Origin of the sequence: Kitasatospora sp. NPDC096128, from assembly GCF_040303105.1 — a bacterium.
Taxonomy (GTDB): Bacteria; Actinomycetota; Actinomycetes; order Streptomycetales; family Streptomycetaceae; genus Kitasatospora.
This window is the reverse complement of the sequence record NZ_JBEOSP010000005.1, coordinates 108,715-129,930: the sequence shown is the minus strand read 5'-3', so window position 1 is coordinate 129,930 and position 21,216 is coordinate 108,715. Positions and strand designations below refer to the sequence as shown.

General features: G+C 74.8%; 14 protein-coding genes. 7 read left to right on the top strand and 7 right to left on the bottom strand.

Annotation, left to right across the window (positions count from 1 at the left end; all coding sequences use genetic code 11):
• Positions 1-70: 70 nt before the first annotated feature.
• Positions 71-1,159 (bottom strand): ABC transporter substrate-binding protein, encoded by a 1,089-nt coding sequence (locus ABTY61_RS08040; RefSeq protein WP_350504088.1) that lies wholly within the window; start codon positions 1,157-1,159, stop codon positions 71-73.
• Between the two features lie 217 nt (positions 1,160-1,376).
• Between ABTY61_RS08040 and ABTY61_RS08035 the strand changes: the two genes are divergently transcribed.
• Both ABTY61_RS08035 and ABTY61_RS08030 read left to right on the top strand, forming a co-directional pair.
• Positions 1,377-2,147, top strand: a complete 771-nt coding sequence (locus ABTY61_RS08035) for a helical backbone metal receptor (protein ID WP_350504252.1) — start codon at positions 1,377-1,379, stop codon at positions 2,145-2,147.
• A 49-nt stretch (positions 2,148-2,196) separates the two neighbouring features.
• Complete coding sequence (locus tag ABTY61_RS08030; protein WP_350504087.1) at positions 2,197-3,249, top strand: transglycosylase SLT domain-containing protein; 1,053 nt, start codon at positions 2,197-2,199, stop codon at positions 3,247-3,249.
• A gap of 78 nt (positions 3,250-3,327) precedes the next feature.
• On the opposite strand, the gene ABTY61_RS08025 is transcribed toward ABTY61_RS08030, so the two are convergent.
• The 3 genes from ABTY61_RS08025 to ABTY61_RS08015 form a co-directional block, all read right to left on the bottom strand.
• On the bottom strand, positions 3,328-5,631 hold the full coding sequence (locus ABTY61_RS08025) for a hypothetical protein (RefSeq protein WP_350504086.1): 2,304 nt from the start codon (positions 5,629-5,631) through the stop codon (positions 3,328-3,330).
• 205 nt (positions 5,632-5,836) lie between these two features.
• On the bottom strand, positions 5,837-7,420 hold the full coding sequence (locus ABTY61_RS08020; RefSeq protein ID WP_350504251.1) for a lipase maturation factor family protein: 1,584 nt from the start codon (positions 7,418-7,420) through the stop codon (positions 5,837-5,839).
• A 315-nt stretch (positions 7,421-7,735) separates the two neighbouring features.
• Positions 7,736-8,812, bottom strand: a complete 1,077-nt coding sequence (locus tag ABTY61_RS08015; protein ID WP_350504085.1) for a GAF domain-containing protein — start codon at positions 8,810-8,812, stop codon at positions 7,736-7,738.
• Positions 8,813-9,236: 424 nt separating this feature from the next.
• Between ABTY61_RS08015 and ABTY61_RS08010 the strand changes: the two genes are divergently transcribed.
• The 5 genes from ABTY61_RS08010 to ABTY61_RS07990 all read left to right on the top strand — a co-directional run bounded on the left by ABTY61_RS08010 (position 9,237) and on the right by ABTY61_RS07990 (position 14,755).
• Entirely contained in the window at positions 9,237-10,610 is a 1,374-nt protein-coding gene (locus ABTY61_RS08010) for an acyl-CoA dehydrogenase family protein (RefSeq protein ID WP_502895239.1), read from the top strand.
• Between the two features lie 467 nt (positions 10,611-11,077).
• Positions 11,078-13,297, top strand: a complete 2,220-nt coding sequence (locus tag ABTY61_RS08005; protein WP_350504084.1) for a sensor histidine kinase — start codon at positions 11,078-11,080, stop codon at positions 13,295-13,297.
• Entirely contained in the window at positions 13,297-13,728 is a 432-nt protein-coding gene (locus ABTY61_RS08000; RefSeq protein WP_350504083.1) for a roadblock/LC7 domain-containing protein, read from the top strand. Before ABTY61_RS08005 ends, ABTY61_RS08000 begins: the two co-directional genes overlap by 1 nt.
• Positions 13,725-14,108 carry a DUF742 domain-containing protein gene (locus ABTY61_RS07995; RefSeq protein ID WP_350504082.1) on the top strand — a complete coding sequence of 128 codons (384 nt, stop codon included), beginning with the start codon at positions 13,725-13,727 and terminating at the stop codon, positions 14,106-14,108. The genes ABTY61_RS08000 and ABTY61_RS07995 overlap by 4 nt, the downstream gene beginning before the upstream one ends.
• 71 nt (positions 14,109-14,179) lie before the next feature.
• Positions 14,180-14,755: a GTP-binding protein gene (locus tag ABTY61_RS07990; RefSeq protein WP_350504081.1), complete on the top strand. Its 576-nt coding sequence runs from the start codon at positions 14,180-14,182 to the stop codon at positions 14,753-14,755.
• A gap of 93 nt (positions 14,756-14,848) precedes the next feature.
• On the opposite strand, the gene ABTY61_RS07985 is transcribed toward ABTY61_RS07990, so the two are convergent.
• From ABTY61_RS07985 to ABTY61_RS07975, 3 genes are all read right to left on the bottom strand, one after another.
• A complete protein-coding gene (locus tag ABTY61_RS07985) occupies positions 14,849-15,301 on the bottom strand; it encodes a MarR family winged helix-turn-helix transcriptional regulator (protein WP_350504080.1) in 453 nt (150 codons plus the stop codon).
• 104 nt (positions 15,302-15,405) lie between these two features.
• A complete protein-coding gene (locus ABTY61_RS07980) occupies positions 15,406-17,451 on the bottom strand; it encodes a hypothetical protein (protein WP_350504079.1) in 2,046 nt (681 codons plus the stop codon).
• Positions 17,452-17,504: 53 nt separating this feature from the next.
• On the bottom strand, positions 17,505-21,215 hold the full coding sequence (locus ABTY61_RS07975; protein ID WP_350504078.1) for a vWA domain-containing protein: 3,711 nt from the start codon (positions 21,213-21,215) through the stop codon (positions 17,505-17,507).
• Position 21,216: the final 1 nt, after the last annotated feature.

The following is a 21,216-nucleotide window of genomic DNA, read 5'->3' as shown; positions in this document are numbered from 1 at the left end:
CCTCGGCATCGGTGGCATCGGCGACCTCGGCGGCATCCGCGACGTCGGCGGGATCGGCCGAAGTCACGGTCTACTGCCCGTTCTTGACGAGGTCGGGGTGGACAGTGGCGGCGATCTGCCGGACGGCGTCGGCGTTGCGCACCCCCGCGATGGTGGTCACCTCGGAGCCGAGCCGCACGAAGTGCCCTTCCTGGACGGCCTTCAGGCCCTGGGTCGCCGGGAAGCTCCGCAGGAACGCCTCGGCGTCGTCGAAGGCCTTGCGGGTGGCTTCCTCGCTGCCCCGGTTGCGGACGGCCAGCTGGATCCAGTCCGGGTTCTTGGCCACGACGTCCTCCCAGGAGCCGGGCTTGAAGTCGGCGTCGCAGTCGGCGAACACGTTGCGGGCGCCGGCCTGGGTGATGACGGCGTTGGCCACCTGTCGGCCGCAGACGGCCGTCGGCTGCTTGGTCCCGGCGTCGAAGTCGAAGACGAAGTAGCTCGGCCGCTTGTCCTCCGGGACGGCGGCGAGCGCGGTGCGGACCTCGCCGATCTGCTTCTCCATCCCGGTGACGAGTTCCTCGGCGCGGGTGCCGGTGCCGGTGACGGCGCCGAGGCGGCGGATGTCGTCCTCGATCCCGGCGAGGTCGGTGCGCGGCGCCTTGGCGGCCTTCGGGGTGCCCGCGCAGGCGGTGGAGAGCAGGTAGACGTGCTGGATGCCGGCCGCCGCGTACTCCGCCTCGCTCGGACCGGTGGCGCCGCCCATCATCGGCATCGCGCCGAAGGTGTCGACGTAGAGGTCGGCGCCGGAGCCGAGCAGCTTCTCCTTGGGGATGGTCTTGTCGCCGAGCACCGGCACCTTGGCGCCCTGCTCGGCCAGCGCGGCCGGCAGGGTGCCCTTGCCGGGCGGGAAGCCGGTGCCGATCACCCGGTCGCCCGCGCCGAGTCGGAGCAGCAGTTCCAGGCTCGCCGCGTTGGAGGTGACGATCTTCGTCGGGGCCTTGGCTATGGTCGTCTCCTTGCCCGCGCAGTCGGCGACCGTGACGGGGTAGGCGGCCCCGGCGGTGGCGGGAACGGTGACGGCGGCACTGCTTCCGCCGCCGTTCCCGCCACCGCCGCTTCCGCAGGCCGTGGCGAACAGGGCGACGGCGGCCGCGATACCGCAGACGACGCGAGGGCGCATGAGGACTCTCCTGGTCGGTGATCGTGCTGGGGGCCCGCGCTGCGGACCCGGACCAGGTAGTCGGGCCGGGTCCGCGCCGGGTTCCCGGGACTTCCGGGACGTCCTGGGGCTCCGAGGCGTCCTGGGCTTCCGGCGCCTCCGTCCCGCCCCGCGTGCAGCGCCCCGCGCGTAGGGTGGCCGGATGGCCGACCCCACCGACCCGCGCGACGACCTCGGTATGCCCGTACCGCTCGGACCGCTGCCGCCGCGCCGGGTGGTCTCGCTGGTGCCCTCGCTGACCGAGGCCGTCGCCGCCACCGCCCCCGGTCTGCTGGTCGGCGCGACGAACTGGTGCAGCCACCCCGCCGGCCTGGCCGTGGCCCGGATCGGCGGCACCAAGAACCCGGACCTGCCGGGTGTGCTCGCGCTCGGCCCGGACCTCGTGATCGCCAACGACGAGGAGAACCGCCGCCCGGACCTGGACGCGCTGCGGGCGGCGGGGGTGCCGGTGTGGGTCACCGACATCCGCACCCTGGACGACGCCCTGCGCTCGCTGGACCGGCTGCTCACCGTCGCCTGCCGACTGCCGCGCCCGGCCTGGCTGGACGAGGCGGAGGAGGCCTGGCGCGGGGTGCGGCCGGCGGCGGACGGCCCGCGGGCGGTCGTGCCGATCTGGCGCCGCCCGTGGATGGTGCTCGGCCGCGACACCTTCGCCGGGGACCTGCTGCACCGCCTCGGCCTGCGCCTGGTCCACGCCGGGCACCCCGAGCGCTACCCGGCCGTACCGCTGCCCGAACTGCGCGCCGAGCGGCCGGGATTGGTGCTGCTGCCGGACGAGCCGTACCGCTTCACCGCCGAGGACGGCCCGGAGGCTTTCCCCGGCGTCCCGGTCGCGCTGGTCAGCGGCCGCCACCTGACCTGGTACGGGCCCTCGCTCGCGGCCGCCCCGGCCGTCCTCCGGCGGGCGATCGACCACCCGTTCGTACAGGGGGAATCGGCCGCATCGTAGGATGACCGCCATTCGCCGGGACCACCGGCGGCAAGTGGGGGGACCACAGATGAAGTTGAGCACCACCCGGCGGGCCACCGTACTGGTGTCCGCCGTCGCCGTGTCGACCGCCGTCCTGGTCGGCTGCGGCACCGAGAGCGCCGACAAGCACCCCGGAGCCGGATCCGGCACCACCCTCACCGCGGCCACCGCCACGCCGGCCGACGCGGCCAGCGCGAGCCCGTCCGCGAGCACCACCCCGACGCCGAGCGCCTCGGCCTCCGCGAGCCCCGACGCCGCGCACAGCCCGAGCACCGGCGCGGGCACCGGCCCGAGCACTGGCGCGGGCAAGTCCGCGAAGGCCGCGCCCGGCGCCCAGGCCGGCAACACCAAGGGCAGCGGCGGAGCCGCGGCCGGCGCGCCCGCCACCCAGCCGCCGGTCGAGAAGCCCGCCATCCCGGCGCCCGTCCCGACCGCCAAGCCCGGCGCCGTCGCCCTCCCGGCACCGCCCGCCCCGCCCGTCGGCCACGTGCCCCCGGCGCAGAGCGGCTGCCAGCCCAGCAAGCCCCAGCCGGACGAGCCCAAGGCGACGGTCGGCGCGGCGCTCACGGCGGCGGCCGGCCAGTCCCGGGTGCTCAACCTCAGCTCGGGCGGCACCGACAAGCTCCCGGCGCTGCCGGTCAACCTGGTCAAGGCCATCGCCTGGCAGGAGAGCGGCTGGCAGTCCGGCATCCTCGCCTGCGACGGCGGGATCGGCACCATGCAGGTCATGCCCAACACCGTCGCCTGGATGAACGGCAAGTACGGCACCAGCTCCGACCCCAAGACGCTCGCCGGGAACGTCCAGCTCGGCACCCAGTTGATCGACTGGCTGGTCGCCTACTACGGCGACTCCTCCTTCGGCGGCAAGTACGACCTCTCCGCCGACCCGGCCACCGGCAAGACGCCGCTGCTCGACCTGGTCATCTCGGCCTACAACGCGGGCGCCGGCAACGTGCACTACACCACCGTCACGGACCCGACCTCGGGAGAGATCGTCGGCAGCCTCGACATCCCGAACCCGAAGTACGTCGCCAACGTGAAGGCGCTGATGGCAAGCCAGCCCTGGAACAAGGCGGGCTGACGTACTCCCCCGCCGCCATACGGCGCAGGGCCCGGGACGCGCGTCCCGGGCCCTGCGTGTCCGGCTGTCGCCCGGACGTCAGCCGCGCGCGGCGGTGACGGCGGCGCCCAGCGCCTCCTTGATCCGGGGACCGAGACGGGCGAAGCCCAGCTCCTTCATGGCCGCACGGAGCAGTTCCTCGTCGCTCCGGCCGGTGCCGTCACCGTCGATCCAGCGGACGACGCCGAGCAGTTCGTCCGCCGAGTAGGCGGTCACCGGGCGGCCGGGGGTGAAGTCCGGCTTCGCCGGGCGGCCGGCGGCCTCCTCGGCGACGGGCTCGGGGGTCGGCTCCGGCTCGACGGCGGGCTCGGCGTCGACGGCAGGCTCCTCGACAGTCGGCTCGACAGCGGGCTCCTCGGCCACCACGGCCTGGAGCTCCTCGACGGCCTCGACCTCGACCCCGACCTCGGCCTCGACCGCCGGCTCGATGACCTCGGCGCTGGGGGCCTCCACCACGGCCTCGGGCTCGGCGGCGGGCTCAACGACGACAACCTCGGGCTCGACCCCGACCTCGACGGCGGGCACCTCAGCGACAACCTCGGGCTCCTCGGCCACCACGGCCGGAGCCTCCTCGACGACCTCGACCGAGGCCTCGACCTCGGCCCCGACCTGCGGCTCCTCGACCGCGATGGTCTCGGGCTCGGTCTCGACCGCAACCTCGACCTCAGCGACGGGCTCCTCGACCTCGACCTCGACGGCGGGCACCTCAGCGACGACCTCGGGCTCCTCGGCCACCACGGCCGGAGCCTCCTCGACGACCTCGACCGAGGCCTCGACCTCGGCCCCGAGCTGCGGCTCCTCGACCGCGATGGTCTCGGGCTCGGTCGAGGTCGTAACCTCGACCTCAGCGACGGGCTCTTCGACCTCGACCGGCTCGGCCTCCGCCACCTCGTCCGCGACTGCGGCCTCGGCCAGCGCGACGGTGGCGGCGGCCACCAGGTCGTCAGCGGCCGGGGAGGGCGCCGGGAGGGACACCACGGCGACCGGGGCTTCCTCCTTCTCCTCCACCACCACAACCGACTCGGCCTCAGCCTTGACCTCAGCCTCGGTCTCGGTCTCGGTCTCGGTCTCGGTCTCGGTCTCGGTCTCGGTCTCGGTCTCAGCAAAGTCCACGTCCGAGTCGGAGGCGGTCCCGACGACCTCGGGCTCGACGTCCGACAGGTCGACGTCCGACCCCTCCACCCCGGTCTCCTCGTCGACCGGCTCGTCGACCGGCTCGGCAACCGCCGACTCGGCCAGCCCGTCCCGCTGCCCGGCGGCCAGCGCCTGACGCGCGGCGGCCTCGGCCTCGGCGCCGGACTCAGCCGCGTCAGCCTCGACCTCGGTCTCCACCACGGTCTCCGCCTCGGCCTCGACGTCCGACGAAGCGTCGGCCTCCGCGGCCACCGACGACGCCAGCCCGTCCCGCTGCCCGCCCGCGAGCGCCTGCCGCGCCGCGTACGCGGCCTCGGCGGCGCGGCGGTCGGCCTTGGCGGCGGTGAGTTCGGCGAGCAGGTCGGCGAGGCCGGCCTCCTCCAGGGTGGCGCGCAGGCCGCGGATGGTGGGCAGCCGGTAGAGGGTGCCCTCGTCGGCGGCGAGGCGCTCGACCAGGTCGGCCAGTTCGGTGAAGGCGAGCCCGTCGAGGTCGTGGTCGGGCAGCAGTCGGGCGAGGCCGCGCAGGCCGGTGTTGATCGGCTCGAAGGCCTGGGCGGTGCGCTCGACCAGGTCACCGTCGGCGGGCACCCGCGGGAGGGTGCCGGCGGGGGCGACGGCGGCCCACGCGCGGCGCTCGATCTCGGCGGAGGTGAGCGCCTCGTGCAGGTCCTCGCGGCGGACCTTGCGGTCGTGGGCGAGGGTGGCGGCCTGCTTGCGCAGCGAGCGGCCGCGCAGCCAGGACAGCTTGACGCCGTTCTCTCGGCGCCAGGTGCTGTCGGCGGTGGCGGCGGCGAGGGCGGCGAGGTCGGCGTCGTACGCGGCGCTGGTGAGGGTGGCCGAGGTACGGCGGATCCGCTGCAGCATCTCGACCAGCAGCGCGGTCTTGGCCACGGTGTCGGGCTCGTCCAGCTTGACCTCGGCGGCCATCGCGGTGACGGCCTCCCAGGCCTGCTGGAGGTCGCTGCCGCGCAGTTCGGCGAGCGCGGTGGAGGCGGCGCGGGCGTCCTCCGGGGTGGCGACGCTGTCGACGGCCGCGTACCAGGCGTGGGTGTCGGCGCTGAGAGTGAAGGCCCCGAGTTCGGCGTAGCGGCCGAGGTCCTCTCGGAGGTCGGGCTCCGCAGCGGCGTCCTGGGGGTCCTTGACGTCTGCGGCGTCGGCGACGTCCGCCGGGTCGGCTGCGTCGGCGTTGCGCGAGTGAAGCACTGTCATGTGAGGTCCGGTTCTGGGCGACGACGGCGGGGCTGGCGGCGAGGGGGCGGCGGGCCGGGTGCACGCGGGGCCCCTGGGGCGGGGCCGGGGGGCGCGCGGTCGGGCCGCCGGTTGTGGAGGCCCAGAATACGGGTGCCCGTTCGAGCCTTGCACGCACCCACCGCCCGACGGGCCGGTGTCGCCTGCCATACCGCCCGCCTGGCCGCTACTCGGGAGGGCCGCCCGGGTGGCCCGGTGCTGGTCCGGACGGGTGGCCGGGGTGCTCCGTCCGGGGTGGGCGTGCCCGGCGCGGCCGGTCGAGCGGGACGGTGCGCACGCGTCGGGGACCACTGACGGAACGGCCGGGCGGCGGGTAGTGGCCGGCCCGGCCGAGGGTGGGCAGGTCGACCGGCGCGAGGTAGGCGTGGAGCGCGGTGCGGTGCCACCAGGCGCCGGTTTGCCGCAGTTCGCGCCATCCGGTGAACCAGTAGAGGTAGAGGGTCGCCCGGACGTGGGTCGGCGGGGCGTCGGGGAAGGGGTTGTGGCGCAGCAGCCGCAGCGTCGCCCGGTCGCCGGCCAGCAGGCGGGCGACGAAGGGGAGGAACCAGGGGCGGGCGTAGGAGGGCGAGATGCCGGCGAACCACATCAGCCAGTCCAGGCGCAGGTGGTAGGGGGCGTACTGGCGCGGGAGGCGGCGCACGTCGCCGGGTTTGCCCTTGAATCCGTACTCGCGCCAGACGGTGTGCGGGGTGAGGACGGCCTCGTCGGTGCCCTCGACCACGACCTCCTGGCGCAGCCGGTTGACGCTGCCGAAGGCGCCGTAGGTGTTGACGAGGTGCAGCCGGTTGAAGGAGCGGTTCATCACCTGGCCCCGGGAGAGCAGGTTGCGCACCGGCCAGTAGCTGAGCACCAGGACGGCGGCGGTGACCGTCATGACCACGACCTGGTACCAGACGGGGGCGCCGGCGCGGTGGTGGACGGGCACGGACAGGCCGAGGCGGGCCGGCTCGACGGCGGCGAGGGCGAGGACGACGGTCAGCCAGTTGAGCCAGGCGAAGTTGCCGGAGGCGATCAGCCACAGTTGGGTGGCGATCACGGCGCAGGCCGCGTAGCCGGCGACGGGCTGCGGGAGCAGCAGGCCGATCGGGACGAGGAGTTGGACGACGTGGTTGGCCGCCGCCTCGACCCGGTGCAGCGGGTCGGGCAGGTGGTGGAAGAACCAGCTGAGCGGCCCGGGCATCGGCTGGGTCTCGTGGTGGTACCGCAGGCAGGTCAGGTCGCGCCAGCAGCCGTCGCCGCGCAGTTTGATGAGTCCGGCGCCGAACTCGACCCGGAAGACCAGCCAGCGCATCAGCCAGAGCACGGGGGTGGGCGGGGCGGTGTCGGCGTTGCCGAGGAAGGCGGCGAGCGAGCCGGCTTCGAGCAGCAGCGACTCCCAGCCGAAGGAGTACCAGGTCTGCCCGACGTTGACGATGGAGAGGTAGAGGGCCCAGAGCACCGCCCACACCGGGATGGAGGCCCAGAGCGGGAGGACGTCGGCGAGGCCGGCCGCCACCGCGGCGGCCAGCACGGCGCCGCTCCGGGCGACGGCGGCGAAGAAGCGGTCGCTGTAGTGGAGGTGGAAGAGGCTGGGCGAGCGGCGGAACGGGACGCGGGCGGTGAAGCGGGGTACCGGCAGCATGCCGTCGGTGCCGATGAGGGCGCGGAACTGTGCGGCGGCGGCCAGGAATCCGATCAGGTAGAGGCCGGCGAGCAGGCGTTGGACGAGCAGTCGGCTCAGCCAGTAGTCGGGGGCGGCGAACCAGTCCATCCAGTCCATGCGGCCCATGCCTACCACCGGCGGGGCGCCGTCGGGCCGTCGCCGGGCCCGGCCGGGGTGCGGGCGGTGGCCGGTTCACCCGCTCGGCCCGGAGCGCCCGCCCGGCCCGGGACGGACGGCGGCTCACACGCCGTGCCCGCCCCGGAACGGCACCGTGGCGGGGAGCCTCTCCTCGGGGGTGAGAGGCGCCCCGCCACGGTGGTGGTCGGTACGGGTGGTGCGGGTGGTGCGGTGGGCAATGCAGGTGGTGCGCTGGGCGGGTGCGCCCGCGGGCCGTGCTGCCGCGCATGAGCGACGGTCGGCCGCTCAGCTCGGCAGGACGAGTCCGGTGCCGCCGGCGATGCCCGGTCGGCCGGTCGGGGTGGCGGAGCCGTTCTGCTGGAGCCGGTCGACCAACAGTGCGGCGAGGGTGCCGAGTTCCTCCTCGGTGCGGGACTGGGCGGTGACGTCCATGCCGACGGTGAGGACGCCGTTGACCTGGCCGGTGCGCGCGACCCGCAGCGGGGTGCAGGTGAAGCTGAAGATCTGCTGGATGCGCTGCGCCTCGGGGCGTCCTGACTGGATCCGGACGTCGTTGAGGACGGTGGCCCGTCCGGTGTGGTAGGCCTCCGCGACGGCCTGCTGGAGGCCGGCCGCGCCGAGCTGGGGGTAGGCGGTGCCGATCGAGCCGTACGCCACCGGCGCGCCGAAGGTGTCGGCGTGCTGGGCGTTGGCGTAGCGGATCTCCTGGCCGGGGCCGTCGGTCAGCATGATGGGGAACGGGGAGCCGTCGAAGGCCGCGAACATCTCCTGCTGCTGGGCGAGCAGGTTGTCGCGCAGCCTGATCTCGGAGAGCAGCGCCTCGGCGAGGTGCTGGATGTCGCGCAGCCGCTCGCGTCCCCACTGCCGGGGTTCCCGGTCGAGGACGCAGACGGTGCCGATGACGGTGTTGGTGTCGTCGACGAGCGGGGCGCCGAGGTAGGCCCGGACGCCGAGTTCGTCCACGACCGGGTTACCGGCGAACCGGGGGTAGGCGAGGATGTCGTCCAGTGCGAGGGGTGAACGCTGGGCGACCACGTGCGGGCAGAAGCCGTGACTCATCGGCATCTGCCGGGTGGGAAGGTCGAAGGCGATGCCCCGATCCGCCCAGGACGCGCCTTCCTCGACCGCGACGTCGGAAGAATTTGGCGGAATGTAGAGCCCCCGGAACATCTGGCGCTCGTCGTTGATGAAGTTGACCATCGCGATGGGAGCGCGGGTGATGCTGGCTGCCAGGTGGGCGAAGCGGTCGAAGGCCTCGTCCGCGGAGGGTTCGTTGAGACCCAGGCTGCGCAGCCTGCGGGTGCGTTCGGACTCCCCGGCGGCACCCGGGAACTGGCCTTGAGTGCTCATCACATCAGTCATGGCGCACATGTAATCAGACATTCGGGCACTGCGGTGCTACCGGGACCGATCACCAGCCTTGCTGATGAACAGTCAAAGCAGCATGTGAGCGACCAGGCGGCAGCGCGCCCGAGCGGGGAAGGTCAATCCCCTACCGGCACAGTGGCAAAACCCGCCACCCGCAAGACGGGCCGAATCCCGCCATTCCAAGATCGACTCTGTATGGACCCCATGTGCCCATATGACAATGAGCCCTGCCGAAGACACGGACGGTAGTTCCCCGGGAGCCACGGGAACCCGGTCCGGACCCGCATGCACCGATGGCTTGGAAGCGATCGGCACCGCCACACCTCCACACCCCCACCCGATCTCCCTGGGGGAGCGGCCGGAGCGGCATCTACGGCACGAACGGAGGCACGACACCACCGGAGCGAGAGGACCAAGCATGGCGATGGACTACTTCACCGACGAACGACACGAGAGCCTCCGGGCGGAGGTCCGTGAGTTCGCGGAGAAGGAGGTGCGTCCTCAGGTGGCCAGAATGGAGGCCGACCGGGAGATCGAGTTCGAGCTCTCGCGGGAGATCGCCCGCCGCGGCTGGATCGGCGTCACGATCCCGCGCGAGTTCGGCGGTCTGGGCCTGGGACACCTCGCCAAGACCGTCATCGTCGAGGAGCTGGCGCGGGTCAGCGGCGCGATGGGTGCGATGGCGCAGGCCTCACAGCTCGGTGTCGCCAAGGTCATCCACTTCGGCTCGGACGCCCAACGGCGTGAGTGGCTGCCGAAGTTCGCGTCCGGCGAGTGCCTGCCGACGATCGCGGTCACCGAACCGGAGTCCGGCGGCCACGTGCTCGGCATGGCGGGCACCGCCCGCCGCGAGGGCGACGAGTACGTGCTCAACGGCCGCAAGGTGTTCGTCGGCAACTCGCACATCGGCGACGTCCACGGGGTGGTCTTCCGTACCGACCGGGGCAGCAAGGGGCTGTCCGCCTTCCTGGTCGAGAGCGACCGGCCCGGCTTCCGCGCCGGCACCGTCGGCACCCAGGGCGGACTGCACGGGTTCAGCTTCGGCGAGCTCGTGTTCGAGGACTGCCGCATCCCGGTCGGCAACCGGCTCGCCGAGGAGGGGCAGGGCCTCGACGTCGCCTACTCCTCCTCCACCCTGTACGGCCGGCTGAACCTGGGCGCCGTCGCGCTCGGCATCCACGTCGCCGTGGTGGAGGACACCGTGCGCTACGCCGAGGAGCGGGTGCTCTACGGCAAGCCCATCAACCAGCTGAACAGCATCGCGCTGAAGCTCGGCGAGATGCAGTCCCGGCTGATGACGGCCAAGTTGGCCGCGTACCACGCCTCCCACCTGCTCGACAACGGCAAGGCCTGCGACGCCGAGCTGATGAACGCCAAGCTCATCAACACCGAGTACGCGATGGACTCGGCGCGCCAGGCGATGGAGATCTTCGCCGCGCGGGGCACCCAGGAGGAGCACAACATCATCCGCTACCTGCGGGACGCCACCCACATCTACGCCCCGGCCGGCACCTCGGACGTGCAGAAGCTGCGGCTCGGACAGGTGGCGACGGGCACGTACGGCAAGCAGTGGTCGGCCGAACTGGCCGACCTCGCGAGCTGGGCGTGGACCGAGCTCAACCAGCTGGAGTCGGGGCCGGCCGCGGTGCCCTCGGTGTCCGGGGCCGCCGCAGCGTCCGGGGCGTCTGCGGTCTCCGGGGTGGCCCCGGCGGAGGAGCTGTACGGGTACGGGGTGCGCGGTGTCCGGGGCGTCCGGGGCAGTCGGGTGGTGCCGCTCTCCGCGGCGGGCTGAGAGCGGCGGGCTGGAACCGGCAGGCTGAGAGTGGCAGGCCGAGAGTGGCGGGGCTGAAACCCGCACCGAAGCGCGGATGGTGGCGAACTTTCAGCATGACGACGTTTTGACCTGTTCCTGACGGCTCCTCGAGAGGCCCCGACCGGCCTCCCGGGGAGCCGCTTCCCACTCCACCGCGGCCGCGCTGACCAGCGGCGTTCCGTCGGCGAACGCTCTGACCGGGAGTGGCCGTTCCTGCCATCACCCGTTCACATATCGTCAGTTGATGTTGCGATGAGGGCACCTGGGACTGATAGGTTTCCTGCCGTCGGCGGCCGCGCTGAACCCCGCACGGACGGTGACACCGCGTCAGCCCGTCCGGCGACCCCGGGCCTCGGCGCCCTGACGTCCGGTCCGGTCCGCTCGGGCCGAGCCGCCGTCCGGCCCCGAGACCCGGCCTGCAACTCGGCCCTGCAACAAGGAATCAGATGCCAGGCATATCGGCCCCCCGCTCGGGCCACCGCGCCGGCCGGTCCGGCTCCCTTCGCAGCTCGCTCCTCGCCCTCGTGCTGGTCCCGAGCCTGGGCCTCGCCGCCGCCTGGGGCTACGCCGCCTACCTGCTGCGCGACGCCGGAAACCGCACCGCGCTGCTGGCCGGAACCGCCGTCGTCGCCCTGGTGCTGCTGGTCAGCCTGGTCCGCGGCATACGCGCCGCCCGGTCGCTGTCCGCCCGGCTCGCCGGACTGCGCACCGACACCCTCGCACTCGCCCAGCAGGAGATCCCCGAGGTCGTCGGGCGCCTGCGCGCCGGGGAGCCGGTGCCGACCCCGCCCACCTGGGCGCCGTCCCGGCGGGTCGGCGACGAGGTCCAGCAGACCTCCGACGGCCTGGCCGCCGTCCGGCAGGCGGCCGTCGCCGCCATCGTCCACCAGGCCCAGGGCCGCGAGGGGACGAAGAAGGTCTTCCTCAACATCGCCCGCCGCACCCAGATCCTGATCCACCGGCAGATCAGCATGCTCGACGCGCTGGAGCGCGAGCACGAGGAACCCGAGCTGCTGCGCGAACTGTTCGCCGTCGACCACCTGGCCACCCGGATGCGGCGCAACGCCGAGAACCTGGTCATCCTCGGCGGCGCGCTGCCCGCCCGGCGCTGGCGCAACGCCGTGCCCGTGGTCAACGTGCTGCGCAGCGCCGTCTCCGAGACCGAGAACTACGCCCGGGTCGTCGTCCAGGGCGTGCCGCGCGCCTCGCTCAGCGGCCAGGCCGTCGCCGACGTGATCCACCTGATCGCCGAGCTGATCGAGAACGGCACCACCTTCTCCCCGCCGTACACCCAGGTGCAGGTCTCCGCACAGGAAGTCCCCAAGGGCCTGGCGGTCGAGGTCGAGGACCGCGGCCTCGGCATGACCGAGGAGGAGTACGAGCGGCTCAACGAGTACCTGGCCAACCCGCCCGAGCTGGACGTCTCCGCGCTCGGCGACGACCTGCGGCTCGGCCTGTTCGTCGTCGCCCGGCTCGCCGCCCGGCACGACATCCAGGTCACCCTGCGGCCCTCGCCGTACGGCGGGACCCGGGCCGTGGTACTGGTGCCCTCGGTGCTGCTGGAGCAGGCCGAACAGCCCGCCGCGGTGCCCGGACTGCCGTCCGGCGCGCGGATCACCCGGACCCCGGTGCCCGAACCGCGGCCGTCCGACCGCGACTTCGGCGAGGTCGACGGGGAGCTGTCCGGTGCGCTGGCGGGAGTGCTCAGCGGGCTGACGGGCGACGCGCCGGGCGAAGCCGGGGGGACCGGCGGGAACGGCGGGAACGGCGCCGCGACGGATCCGGCGGGCGGTTCCGGCGGTGCTGCCCCCGGCGCCGTCCCCGGTGCCGCCGCCGGTGGCGGTGACGCCGCTGCCGGCGCCCCCTCCGCGCGCCAGGCCGGTGTGGCCGGCGGCGAGGTGATCGTCGGTGAGCTGCTCGCGCGGCAGGACGGTGCGGGCGGCGGGCCCGTCCTCGACAACGCCGGACTGCCGGTCGGCGCCGAGATCCCCGGGCTGCCCGGGGCTGTGGTGGTGCCCCGGCCCGTACTGCCCCGCCCGTACGACCTGCCCACCGGTCCGTCGGCGGAGCTCGCCGCACAGCTCGACCCGGGGGCCGGTTCGGCGCCCGGCCACGTGGACGCGCCCTTCGTGGACGGGCTGCCGGTGGAACCCACGGTCGCGAACCCGACGGTCGCGAACCCGACGGTCGCGAACACGGCCGTGGTGGACTCCGCCGCCGGCTTCGACGGGGTCCCCGCCGACCGGTCGACGCCCACCCACGAACGCCCGCAGGAGGACAGCGTGCAGCACGGCCCGGACGGCGAACTGCGCACCCCGCGCGTCCTGCCGCAACGGGTCCGCAACGCCAGCCTCGCCGAGCAGCTCCGCGAGGCCCACGCGCCCGGCACCATGATGCCGCCCGCCCCGCCGTCCGCCCCGCTCGCCGCGGCCGCACCGTACGGGGCCCACGCCGCTCCGGCCGGTCCCCGGTTCGGCGAGGCCGACGACCCCTCGCCGTCGCGCTCCCGCGCCACCATGGCCGCCATCCAGCGCGGCACCCGGAGCGCCCGCGCGGCCGGCACCGGACCGGACTCACCCGCCACCGCCCCCAACCCGGCCGCACCTTCCGCCCCCGAGGGAGCCGCGGAGGCCGCCGCCGTTCAGGAAGTCAAGGAACAGCAGTGATGACGCAGCACACCGAGACCCAGCGCGACCTCAACTGGCTGCTGGACCAGCTGGTGGCGCGGGTACCCGAGACCCGGCACGCCATCGTCCTCTCCGAGGACGGCCTGCTGGTCGGCACGTCCAAGGACCTCGACCGGGCCGACGCCGAGCACCTCTCCGCCGTCGCCTCCGGCCTGCAGAGCCTGGCCCGCGGCGCCGGGCACCGCTTCAACGGCGGACGGGTCCGGCAGACCGTGGTCGAGATGGACCAGCTGTTCCTGTTCGTCACCACCGCCGGGCAGGGCGCCCGACTCGCCGTCCTCACCAGCGAGCTGGTGGACGCCGGGCTGATGGCCTACGAGATCAACATGCTGGTCAAGCAGGTCGGCCAGTACCTCACCGCGGCGCCGCGCAGCGACGCGGGCCAGGTCGGCGCGGGTGGCGGTGCGTGAGCACCGCCGACGCCGACGAGGGCTGGTTCTACGACAAGGACGCCGGCCACCTGGTCCGCCCCTACGCGATCACCAACGGGCGCACCGGCCCGGTCCGTGACGGCTTCGCGCTGATCACCCTGGTGGTCACCGCCGACCCGCGCACCGACACCAGCCGGTTAACCCCCGAACCGGCCGCGATCCTCGACCTGTGCCGTGAACGCCCGCTGGCCGTGGCCGAGATCGCGGCCACCATGGACCTGCCGGTGAGTGTGGTCAAGGTGCTGCTGGACGACCTGGCGGAGGCCCGGCTGATCCTCACCCGGGCCCCGGTCCAGCTCGCCGAGGCACCGGACATCTCTCTGATCCAGGCCGTGATCGAGGGTGTCCGCAGACTCTGAGGCTGCGGACCCCGGACGGCCACGACCCACCAGCTCCCCTTCCAGGCCAGTTCCCTTCCAGGAGACCCGAATTGACGACCAAGAGCCTGGTGCCGGGCGCGGTCAAGATCCTCGTCGCCGGCGGCTTCGGCGTCGGGAAGACCACCATGGTCGGCTCGGTCAGCGAGATCGAACCGCTGCAGACCGAGGAGCGGATGACCCGCGCCAGCATCGGGGTCGACAGCCTCGAAGGCATCCAGGGCAAGTCCACCACCACGGTGGCGATGGACTTCGGACGGATCACCGTCCGCGAGGACCTGGTGCTCTACCTCTTCGGCACGCCCGGGCAGTTCAGGTTCTGGTTCATGTGGGACGACCTCGCGCTCGGCGCCCTCGGCGCGATCATCCTCGCCGACACCCGGCGGCTCGAATCCAGCTTCGCCGCCGTGGACTTCTTCGAGCAGCGCGGCATCCCCTTCGCCATCGGGGTCAACTGCTTCCACGGCCGCCGCGACGCCACCCCGGAGGACGTCCGCCGCGCGCTCGACCTCGGGCCGGAGGTGCCGGTGGTGCTGTGCGACGTCCGGGAGCGAACGTCCAGCAAGGAGCTGCTGCTCGCCCTGCTCGACCGGGTGCACCGGGACGCGCTGGCCGCCGGGCGGCGGTGAGGCGCGGTCCCGGTGACTGCACCCGGCGTTGTCACGCCCTCGCCAGGGTGCAGAGCCAGGCATTCGCCGGCGCCGGGTCTTGACTTCGCCGGGTTACGCCTTCGCCGGGCTGAGTTCGGCGAGTGCGTCGACCAGCGGGGCCAGTTCGGGCAGCTCGGCGGCCTGGGCCAGCGTCGCCTCCAGGGTGGCGTCGTGCACCGGGCGGGCGGCCTCCAGCAGGGCGCGGCCCTCCGGCGTCAGCTCGGTGTAGATGCCGCGCCGGTCGTCCGCGCAGAGGTAGCGGCTGAGCAGACCCCGGTCCTCCAGGCGGCTCACCAGCCGGGTGGTCGCGCTGCTGCTCAGCGCCGCCGCACGGGCCAGCTGCTGCATCCGCATGTGCCAGCCGTCCTGCCGGGAGAGCGCGTCCAGCACCGTGTACTCGACCACCGAGAGCTTGTGCTCCGCCTGGAGCGCCTTCTCCAGCGCGGCGTCGATCAGCCCGTGCAGTGCGGCAAGCGTCCGCCAGCCACCGGCCCGGACCTCGGCCGCGTCATCGCGGATGGACATGGCTCGCCTTCCCTTCGCGTTCGTCCGTGCGTGCGTGCTGAGATGTCTCCTCTCTCACAAGTATGCCAGTTGGCGCGGATTATCGGTCTCTGCAAATACTTCGCTTATACCGCCGCCTGCGCCTCCCTCCGGGGCACCTCCCCGTCGTCCGCGTCCTCCGGGCCTCCCCAGGCGGCGGAGCAGAGCGCCGTCGCCAGCGCCTCGGTGTAGTCGGCGGCGGCCAGCCAGGCGGTGGCGAAGGACTCGTGGTCGTCCGCGACGATCCGGCCGAACACATCGCGCGGCTGGTCCGCCGCAGCCGCCCGCAGGCCGTCCAGCAGTTCGGCGGCGGTCGCCAGCCCGGCCGCACGCAGCAGGCCCCGGTCCGCCGCCGCCGTGGCCGCGCTCGGCGCGAGGGCGGACCGGCCGGTGGTGACGGCCTGCTCGACCCGGCGGCCGAGCACGTGTGTCGGCGGGCCGACCGGCGGCGCGGTGGGGAGCTCCGCCGAGGGGCCTGCCGTGGGCTCCGCCGGTCGCCCGGTGGATGAGTCAGTGGACGGGTCGGTGGACGGGGTGGCGGGCAGGTCGGCCGGCAGATCAGCGGTCTGCAGGCGCTCCAGGCCGAGGTTGACCCGGTCCGCCCGGTCGGCGGGGAGGGCGAGGCCGTCGGTGGTGTCCCGGTCGGGCGCACCCGGGGGCGTACCGACAGCCAGCACCCGCAGCTCCGGACGGTCGGCACGCTCCAGCCGGCCGATCAGCCGCAGCCGCAGGCCCGGGACCGTGGCGAGCAGGGCCAGATTGGCCCGGAAGGCCAGGTCCGGGTGCTCGTGCCCCGGGCGCAGCGCGATCACCGACCCGCTCCCCGCCGGGCGGGCGAGCAGCTGGAGCGCCCCGCCGGGACCGGTCGGGGCCGCGCCCAGCAGGACGACGTCCAGGAACAACAGGTCGCTCCCCGCCGGGCGGCTCTCGTACGGCAGCTCCTGGGCCGCCAGCGCCCGCGCCACTTGGGCGGTGGGCGGCTCGGCCCAGAGCCGGGCCACCGGCTCCGCCGTCCAGGCCGCGCCCGTCGCGCGGACCGCCCGGACCGAGGCCCCGGCGCCCAGCCGCCCGCCCGTGGACCTGGTCGCGCCCTGGACCGCCAGCCCGGCCCGGCTGAACTCGCGGTGGGTCAGCGCGGCATCGCCCAGCCGCACCGTCCGGTTGCCCGCCCCGACCGCCAGCGGGGCGGCGGTCGCGGCATCGCCGTGCGGGGTCACCTCGGCGACCGTGCTGAGCCGGCCACCCGCGTCCACCGCCCAACTGACCGCGCCCGCATGGGTCGCGGTCAGCACCGGTTCGGCGAACAGTCCGTACAGCCGCAGGCCGCCCTCCTCGGCGTAGGCCTGGCGGGCGGTGCCGCGCAGCGCGGCGAGCGGGGTGGGGGTGCCAGTGGGGGCTCCGGCGGGGGCTCCGGCGGCGGTGGTCAGGGCGGTGGTGGTCAGGGCGGTGGTGAGGCCGAGCAGCTCGCGCAGGCCCGCCACCAGGTCCGCCAGCCGGTGGTCGGGCGCGCCGGAACGCGCCGCCCGGATCCTGGTCACCACGGCGACCGCCGCCGCAGCCGGGCGGTACAGCCCCGCCACCCGCGCCCCGTGGCCGGACCGCAGCAGCTCCGCCTGGGCGACCGCACCCGCTCCGCTCACCCCGGCGGCCAGCAGCGCGCACGCGGCCCGGTGGAGCTGACGGGCGGCGGCGCGTTCGGCCGGGGTGAGGGCGACAGGTGCCGGTTCGGGCTGGGTCCCGGTTGTCGCTGTGGCCGTGATCGGTGCCTCGGGGGTCGCCGCGGCCGGGGTTCCGGCGGCCTCAAGACCGTCGGCCTGCGCCAGCGGGCAGAGGGTGACGGCGGCGGCCCGGTGGACACAGGCCGGGGCGAGCAGGCAGCCGCACCGGACGTCGGCCGGTCCGAGGACCACCCCGCCCGGGGCGTGCAGGACGAGCACGGCCTCCTCGTCCACCTGGACCCGCCACTCGTCGCCGTCACGGCTGATCGGCCGCTCGGCGAGCTTCGCCGCCGCGCCGTCCAGCCGCTTCTGGAGGCGGGCGCTCAGCGCCGACACCACCTCGGCGACCACCTCGGGCCGGACGCCCGGCCAGCCGTCCCCCTGCCGGTCCTGCACCGCCTGCGTTGTCTGCACCGCCTGCACCGCCTGCGTTGTCTGCGTTTTCTGCGTTGTCTGCGTCGTGGCGTTCATCGCACCTTCTCCCCCACCCAGCGGGCCAGTTCCAGCGGGCTCAGCGCCGCCACGGGCATCCCGGCCGCGACCAGCCGGCCCGCGACCGCCTTCGAATAGCGGGCCTTCCCGGAGTCGTCCAGCGCCGCACAGCCCAGCAGGTGCACGCCGGAGTCCACCAGGGCCCTGGTCTGGGCGATCAGCCCGTTGACCGGGCCGCCCTCCTCGAAGTCACTGACCACCGCGATCAGCGTCCGCGACGGCACCGTCACCAGCTCCCGCGCGTAGCGCAGGCCCGTCGCGATGCTGGTGCCGCCGCCGACGCTCACCTCCAGCAGCAGGCTCAGCGGATCCGCCACCTGCTCCGTCAGGTCGAGGACCTCGGTCGAGAAGGCCACGAAGTGGGTGGTCAGCGAAGGCACCCCCGCCAGGATCGAGGCGGTGAGCGCCGCCCAGACCGTGGACGCCTCCATCGACCCCGACACGTCCACCACCAGGATCAGCCGCCAGTCGTTGGCCTGCCGCGCCCTGGTCCGGAACACCGGGCGCTCGGGCACGATCACGGTGCCCGAACCGTCCGGCGCCGGACGGGCCGTGGCGAGGTTCGCCCGGATCGTCCGGTGCAGGTCCAGCCCGCCGCCCGGGCGCCGCGACGGGCGCGGCACGCTGATCCCGGTCAGCGCCGGGCGCAGCCTCGTCGCCAGCTCGCGGCTCAACTCGTCCACCATCCGCCGCACCAGCGGGCGCAGCCGCGCCACCCGGGCCTCGGGCAGGCCGCCCGCGTGGTCCAGCACCGCGCGCAGCAGGTCCACGGACGGGCGGACGGCGGACGGGTCGATCGCCTCCAGCACGTCCGTACGGCCGTGGGCGACGGCGGCCGCCAGCACCTCCTCCCGCACGCCCGGGCCGAACAGCGCCTCCAACTCCTCCGCCCACTCGCGCACTCCGGGGAAGGACGCCTCGCGGCCGCCCCTGCCACCGCTTCTCCCGCTCCCCCGGTCGTCCAGGCCCGGGCCGGAACCCTCGCCGTGGCCGCTGCCGTACAACTCGTCGAGCGCGGTGGCGAGTCGGGCGCCACGACCGGACAGGCCGCCCGCGCCGGGGCGGCCCAGCAGCAGGCGCCAGCGCTCGGCGGGGGTGAGGGCGTGGCCCGGGTGCGGCAGCCCTCCGGCGGGTGCCGGGGCCGGGGCCTGTTCCTGCCCCTGCTCCTGCCCCTGCCCCGCATCAGCGGCCGGCAGCAGTCCCCTGCCGGCCAGCACCCGGCGGGCGGCCAGGTCCGCGCGGACCCAGCGGGCCACCAGGGCCGGGTCGGTCTGCTCCGGCAGAGCGGCCAACCGGGTGCCCAGGCGCTCCTCCACCAGGGACAGCAGCCGGTCGCGGGCGGCCGGGCTGAGCGTGTCGAAGCCGCCGCGCAGCGCGGGCAGCCGGTCCAGGAACGCGGCGTCCGAGAGCGAACCGACCCGCTCCAGCACCGGAGCGAGCGCCTCGGGCGCACTGTCGAACAGCCCCTCGGCGGCGGTCAGCACCCCCACCAGCGCCCGCCCCAGCACCTGTCGCGCCGGCACGTCCGTAGCCCCGTCCACCCAGGACGCGGCGCGCACACCGAACACCTCGGCCGGCTCCTGCCCGAGCAGCACCCGCACCGCCCCGGCCGCGCCCCGCACCAACGGACTCCCCCGCTCGGCGAGTTCGCCCAGCGCGTACCCCAACCGCACCCCGCCCAGCCGATCCGCCCGCCGCGCCAACTCCACCAGCGCCCGCGCATCCGCCGGATCATCCGACCCGCCCAACCCCTCCACCTGCCGCACCGCCACAGCGGTCAGCAACTCCACCGCCCCACCGAGCGGCACCCCGGCGCAGACCGACCCCTCGGCCTGGCGGTCGGGGGTCTGATCGTCCGGGGTGGGTGGCGTCGGTCGGGTGGGGTCCTGCGGGTTGTCGGGGGTCGGGGTGGGGAGGCCGGGGAAGTGGCCGGCGGTGAGGCGGTCGAGGAGGGTGAGCGCGGCGAGGAGGTCGGGGAGGGTGGCGGTGGTGGGGAGGGTGGTGGTCAGTTGGGTGAGGCGGGTGGTGGTGAGGGCCGGTAGGGCGCAGGAGGCGGCGGCGGTGAGGCCGTCGAGGATCTCGCGGGGGGTGGGGTCGTCGGTGAGGCGGGTGCGGAGGGTGCCCTCGGCGGCTTGGGCGGGGGTGACGCCGCGGGTGCCGGCGACGGTGAGGAGGGCGGTGACGGTGGGGGTCCAGTGCAGGCGCCAGCGGGTGCCGAGGGTTTCGGTGCCGCCGGGGCCGGCGGTGGGGAGGGGGTCGGCGTAGGGGACGCCACAGGCGGTGAGGCGGTGGAGGAGGATCTCGCGGCGCCGGTCGAGGGGGCTGCGCAGCGGGTCGAGGCGCACTTCGCGCGGGCCCGGCTCGGTGGGGCCGGGGAGGCCGAGTTCGGCGAGGAGGGTTTCGACGGCGGGGCCGAGTCCGCTGCGCGGGGCGGCCGGGGTGGGCCGCCCGGTGCGGGTGCCGATCAGGACCTGTTCGAGGGCGCGGGCGACGGCCCGGCCGCGGCCGAGGGGTTCGCCCTGGGCGAGCACGGACTGTACGGCTTCGACGAGTTCGCCGCGGCCGGGGGCGGCGTGGCCGCGCAGCCGGGCGAGGTCGCCGGCCAGGCGGACGATCTCGCGGGCGTCGGCGGGGCCGGAGGCGTGGTCCTGGGCACGCAGGGCCGCGCAGATCCGGACGGCGGTGGCGGTGAGCGCCTCGGTGAGGCGTTCGGGGTCGCCCCCGGCGTCGAGGACGGTGTGCTGCCACTCGGGGTCGCGGATGCCGGCCGGGTAGCCGGAGCGGGCGTCGAGCAGCGGGTAGGTGTACGGGATGAGGGAGAGCACGTGCCCGGGCTCGCCCGGACGGGACGGCTCCTCGGGGACGGTCGGTCCGTCGAGCAGCGCGGGGGCGTGGAAGGAGCCGACCACCACGGCGGTCCGGCGTCCGCCGGCCGAGGCGGCCCGGATGCGGGCGCGCATCCAGGCTTCCCGGCGCAGGTCGTACGGGTCGACGCCGGGGCCGGTCTCGGCGTCGTGGCGCAGCGCCCAGCCGACCAGGAGGGCGGCGCGCCGGACGGCCTCCGGGGTGGAGCCGGGGGCGGCGGTCTCGACGAGGCGGTCCCAGAGGTCGTCGTCGCCGGCGCGGCCGGTGAGGCGGTGGCGCAGCGCGTCGGCGACGCCGGGGCCCGCCGGGGTTGCGGCCGGGTGCCGGTCCCGGGCGCCCGCGCCGCCGGTGCGGTGGGCGAGCGGGAGGTCGCAGGCGATGGCTTCGACGCCGTTGCGCCGGGCCCAGCGCAGGGCGACGAGTTCCGGGGAGAAGTCGGCGAAGGGGTAGAAGGCGAGCCCGCCGGAGGGCCCGTGCGCGTCGTCCGGGCCGGCCGGGGCGGCGGCGAGGGCGACGGGGGCCTCGGTGGCTTCGTCGGCGAGCCGGTCGAGCCAGGGCTGGAACTCGGCGGGCAGTTCGACCAGGACGGCCTCGGGCCGGGCGGCGTCGAGCAGCGCGGGGAGGACCGCACTGAGGGAGGGCGCGTGGTGGCGCACGCCGATCAGGTAGGGCCCGGGCCGGTCGGTGCCGGAGCCGGCCAGCCGGTCCGTCTCGGCGCGGACGGCTCCGGCACCGGCTCCGGCTCGGAGGTCGGCGTCGAGGTCGGCGCGGGCCGTGGCGGGGCCGTCCGGGGTGGTGGCCCTCACCGCGCTGCTCGTCATC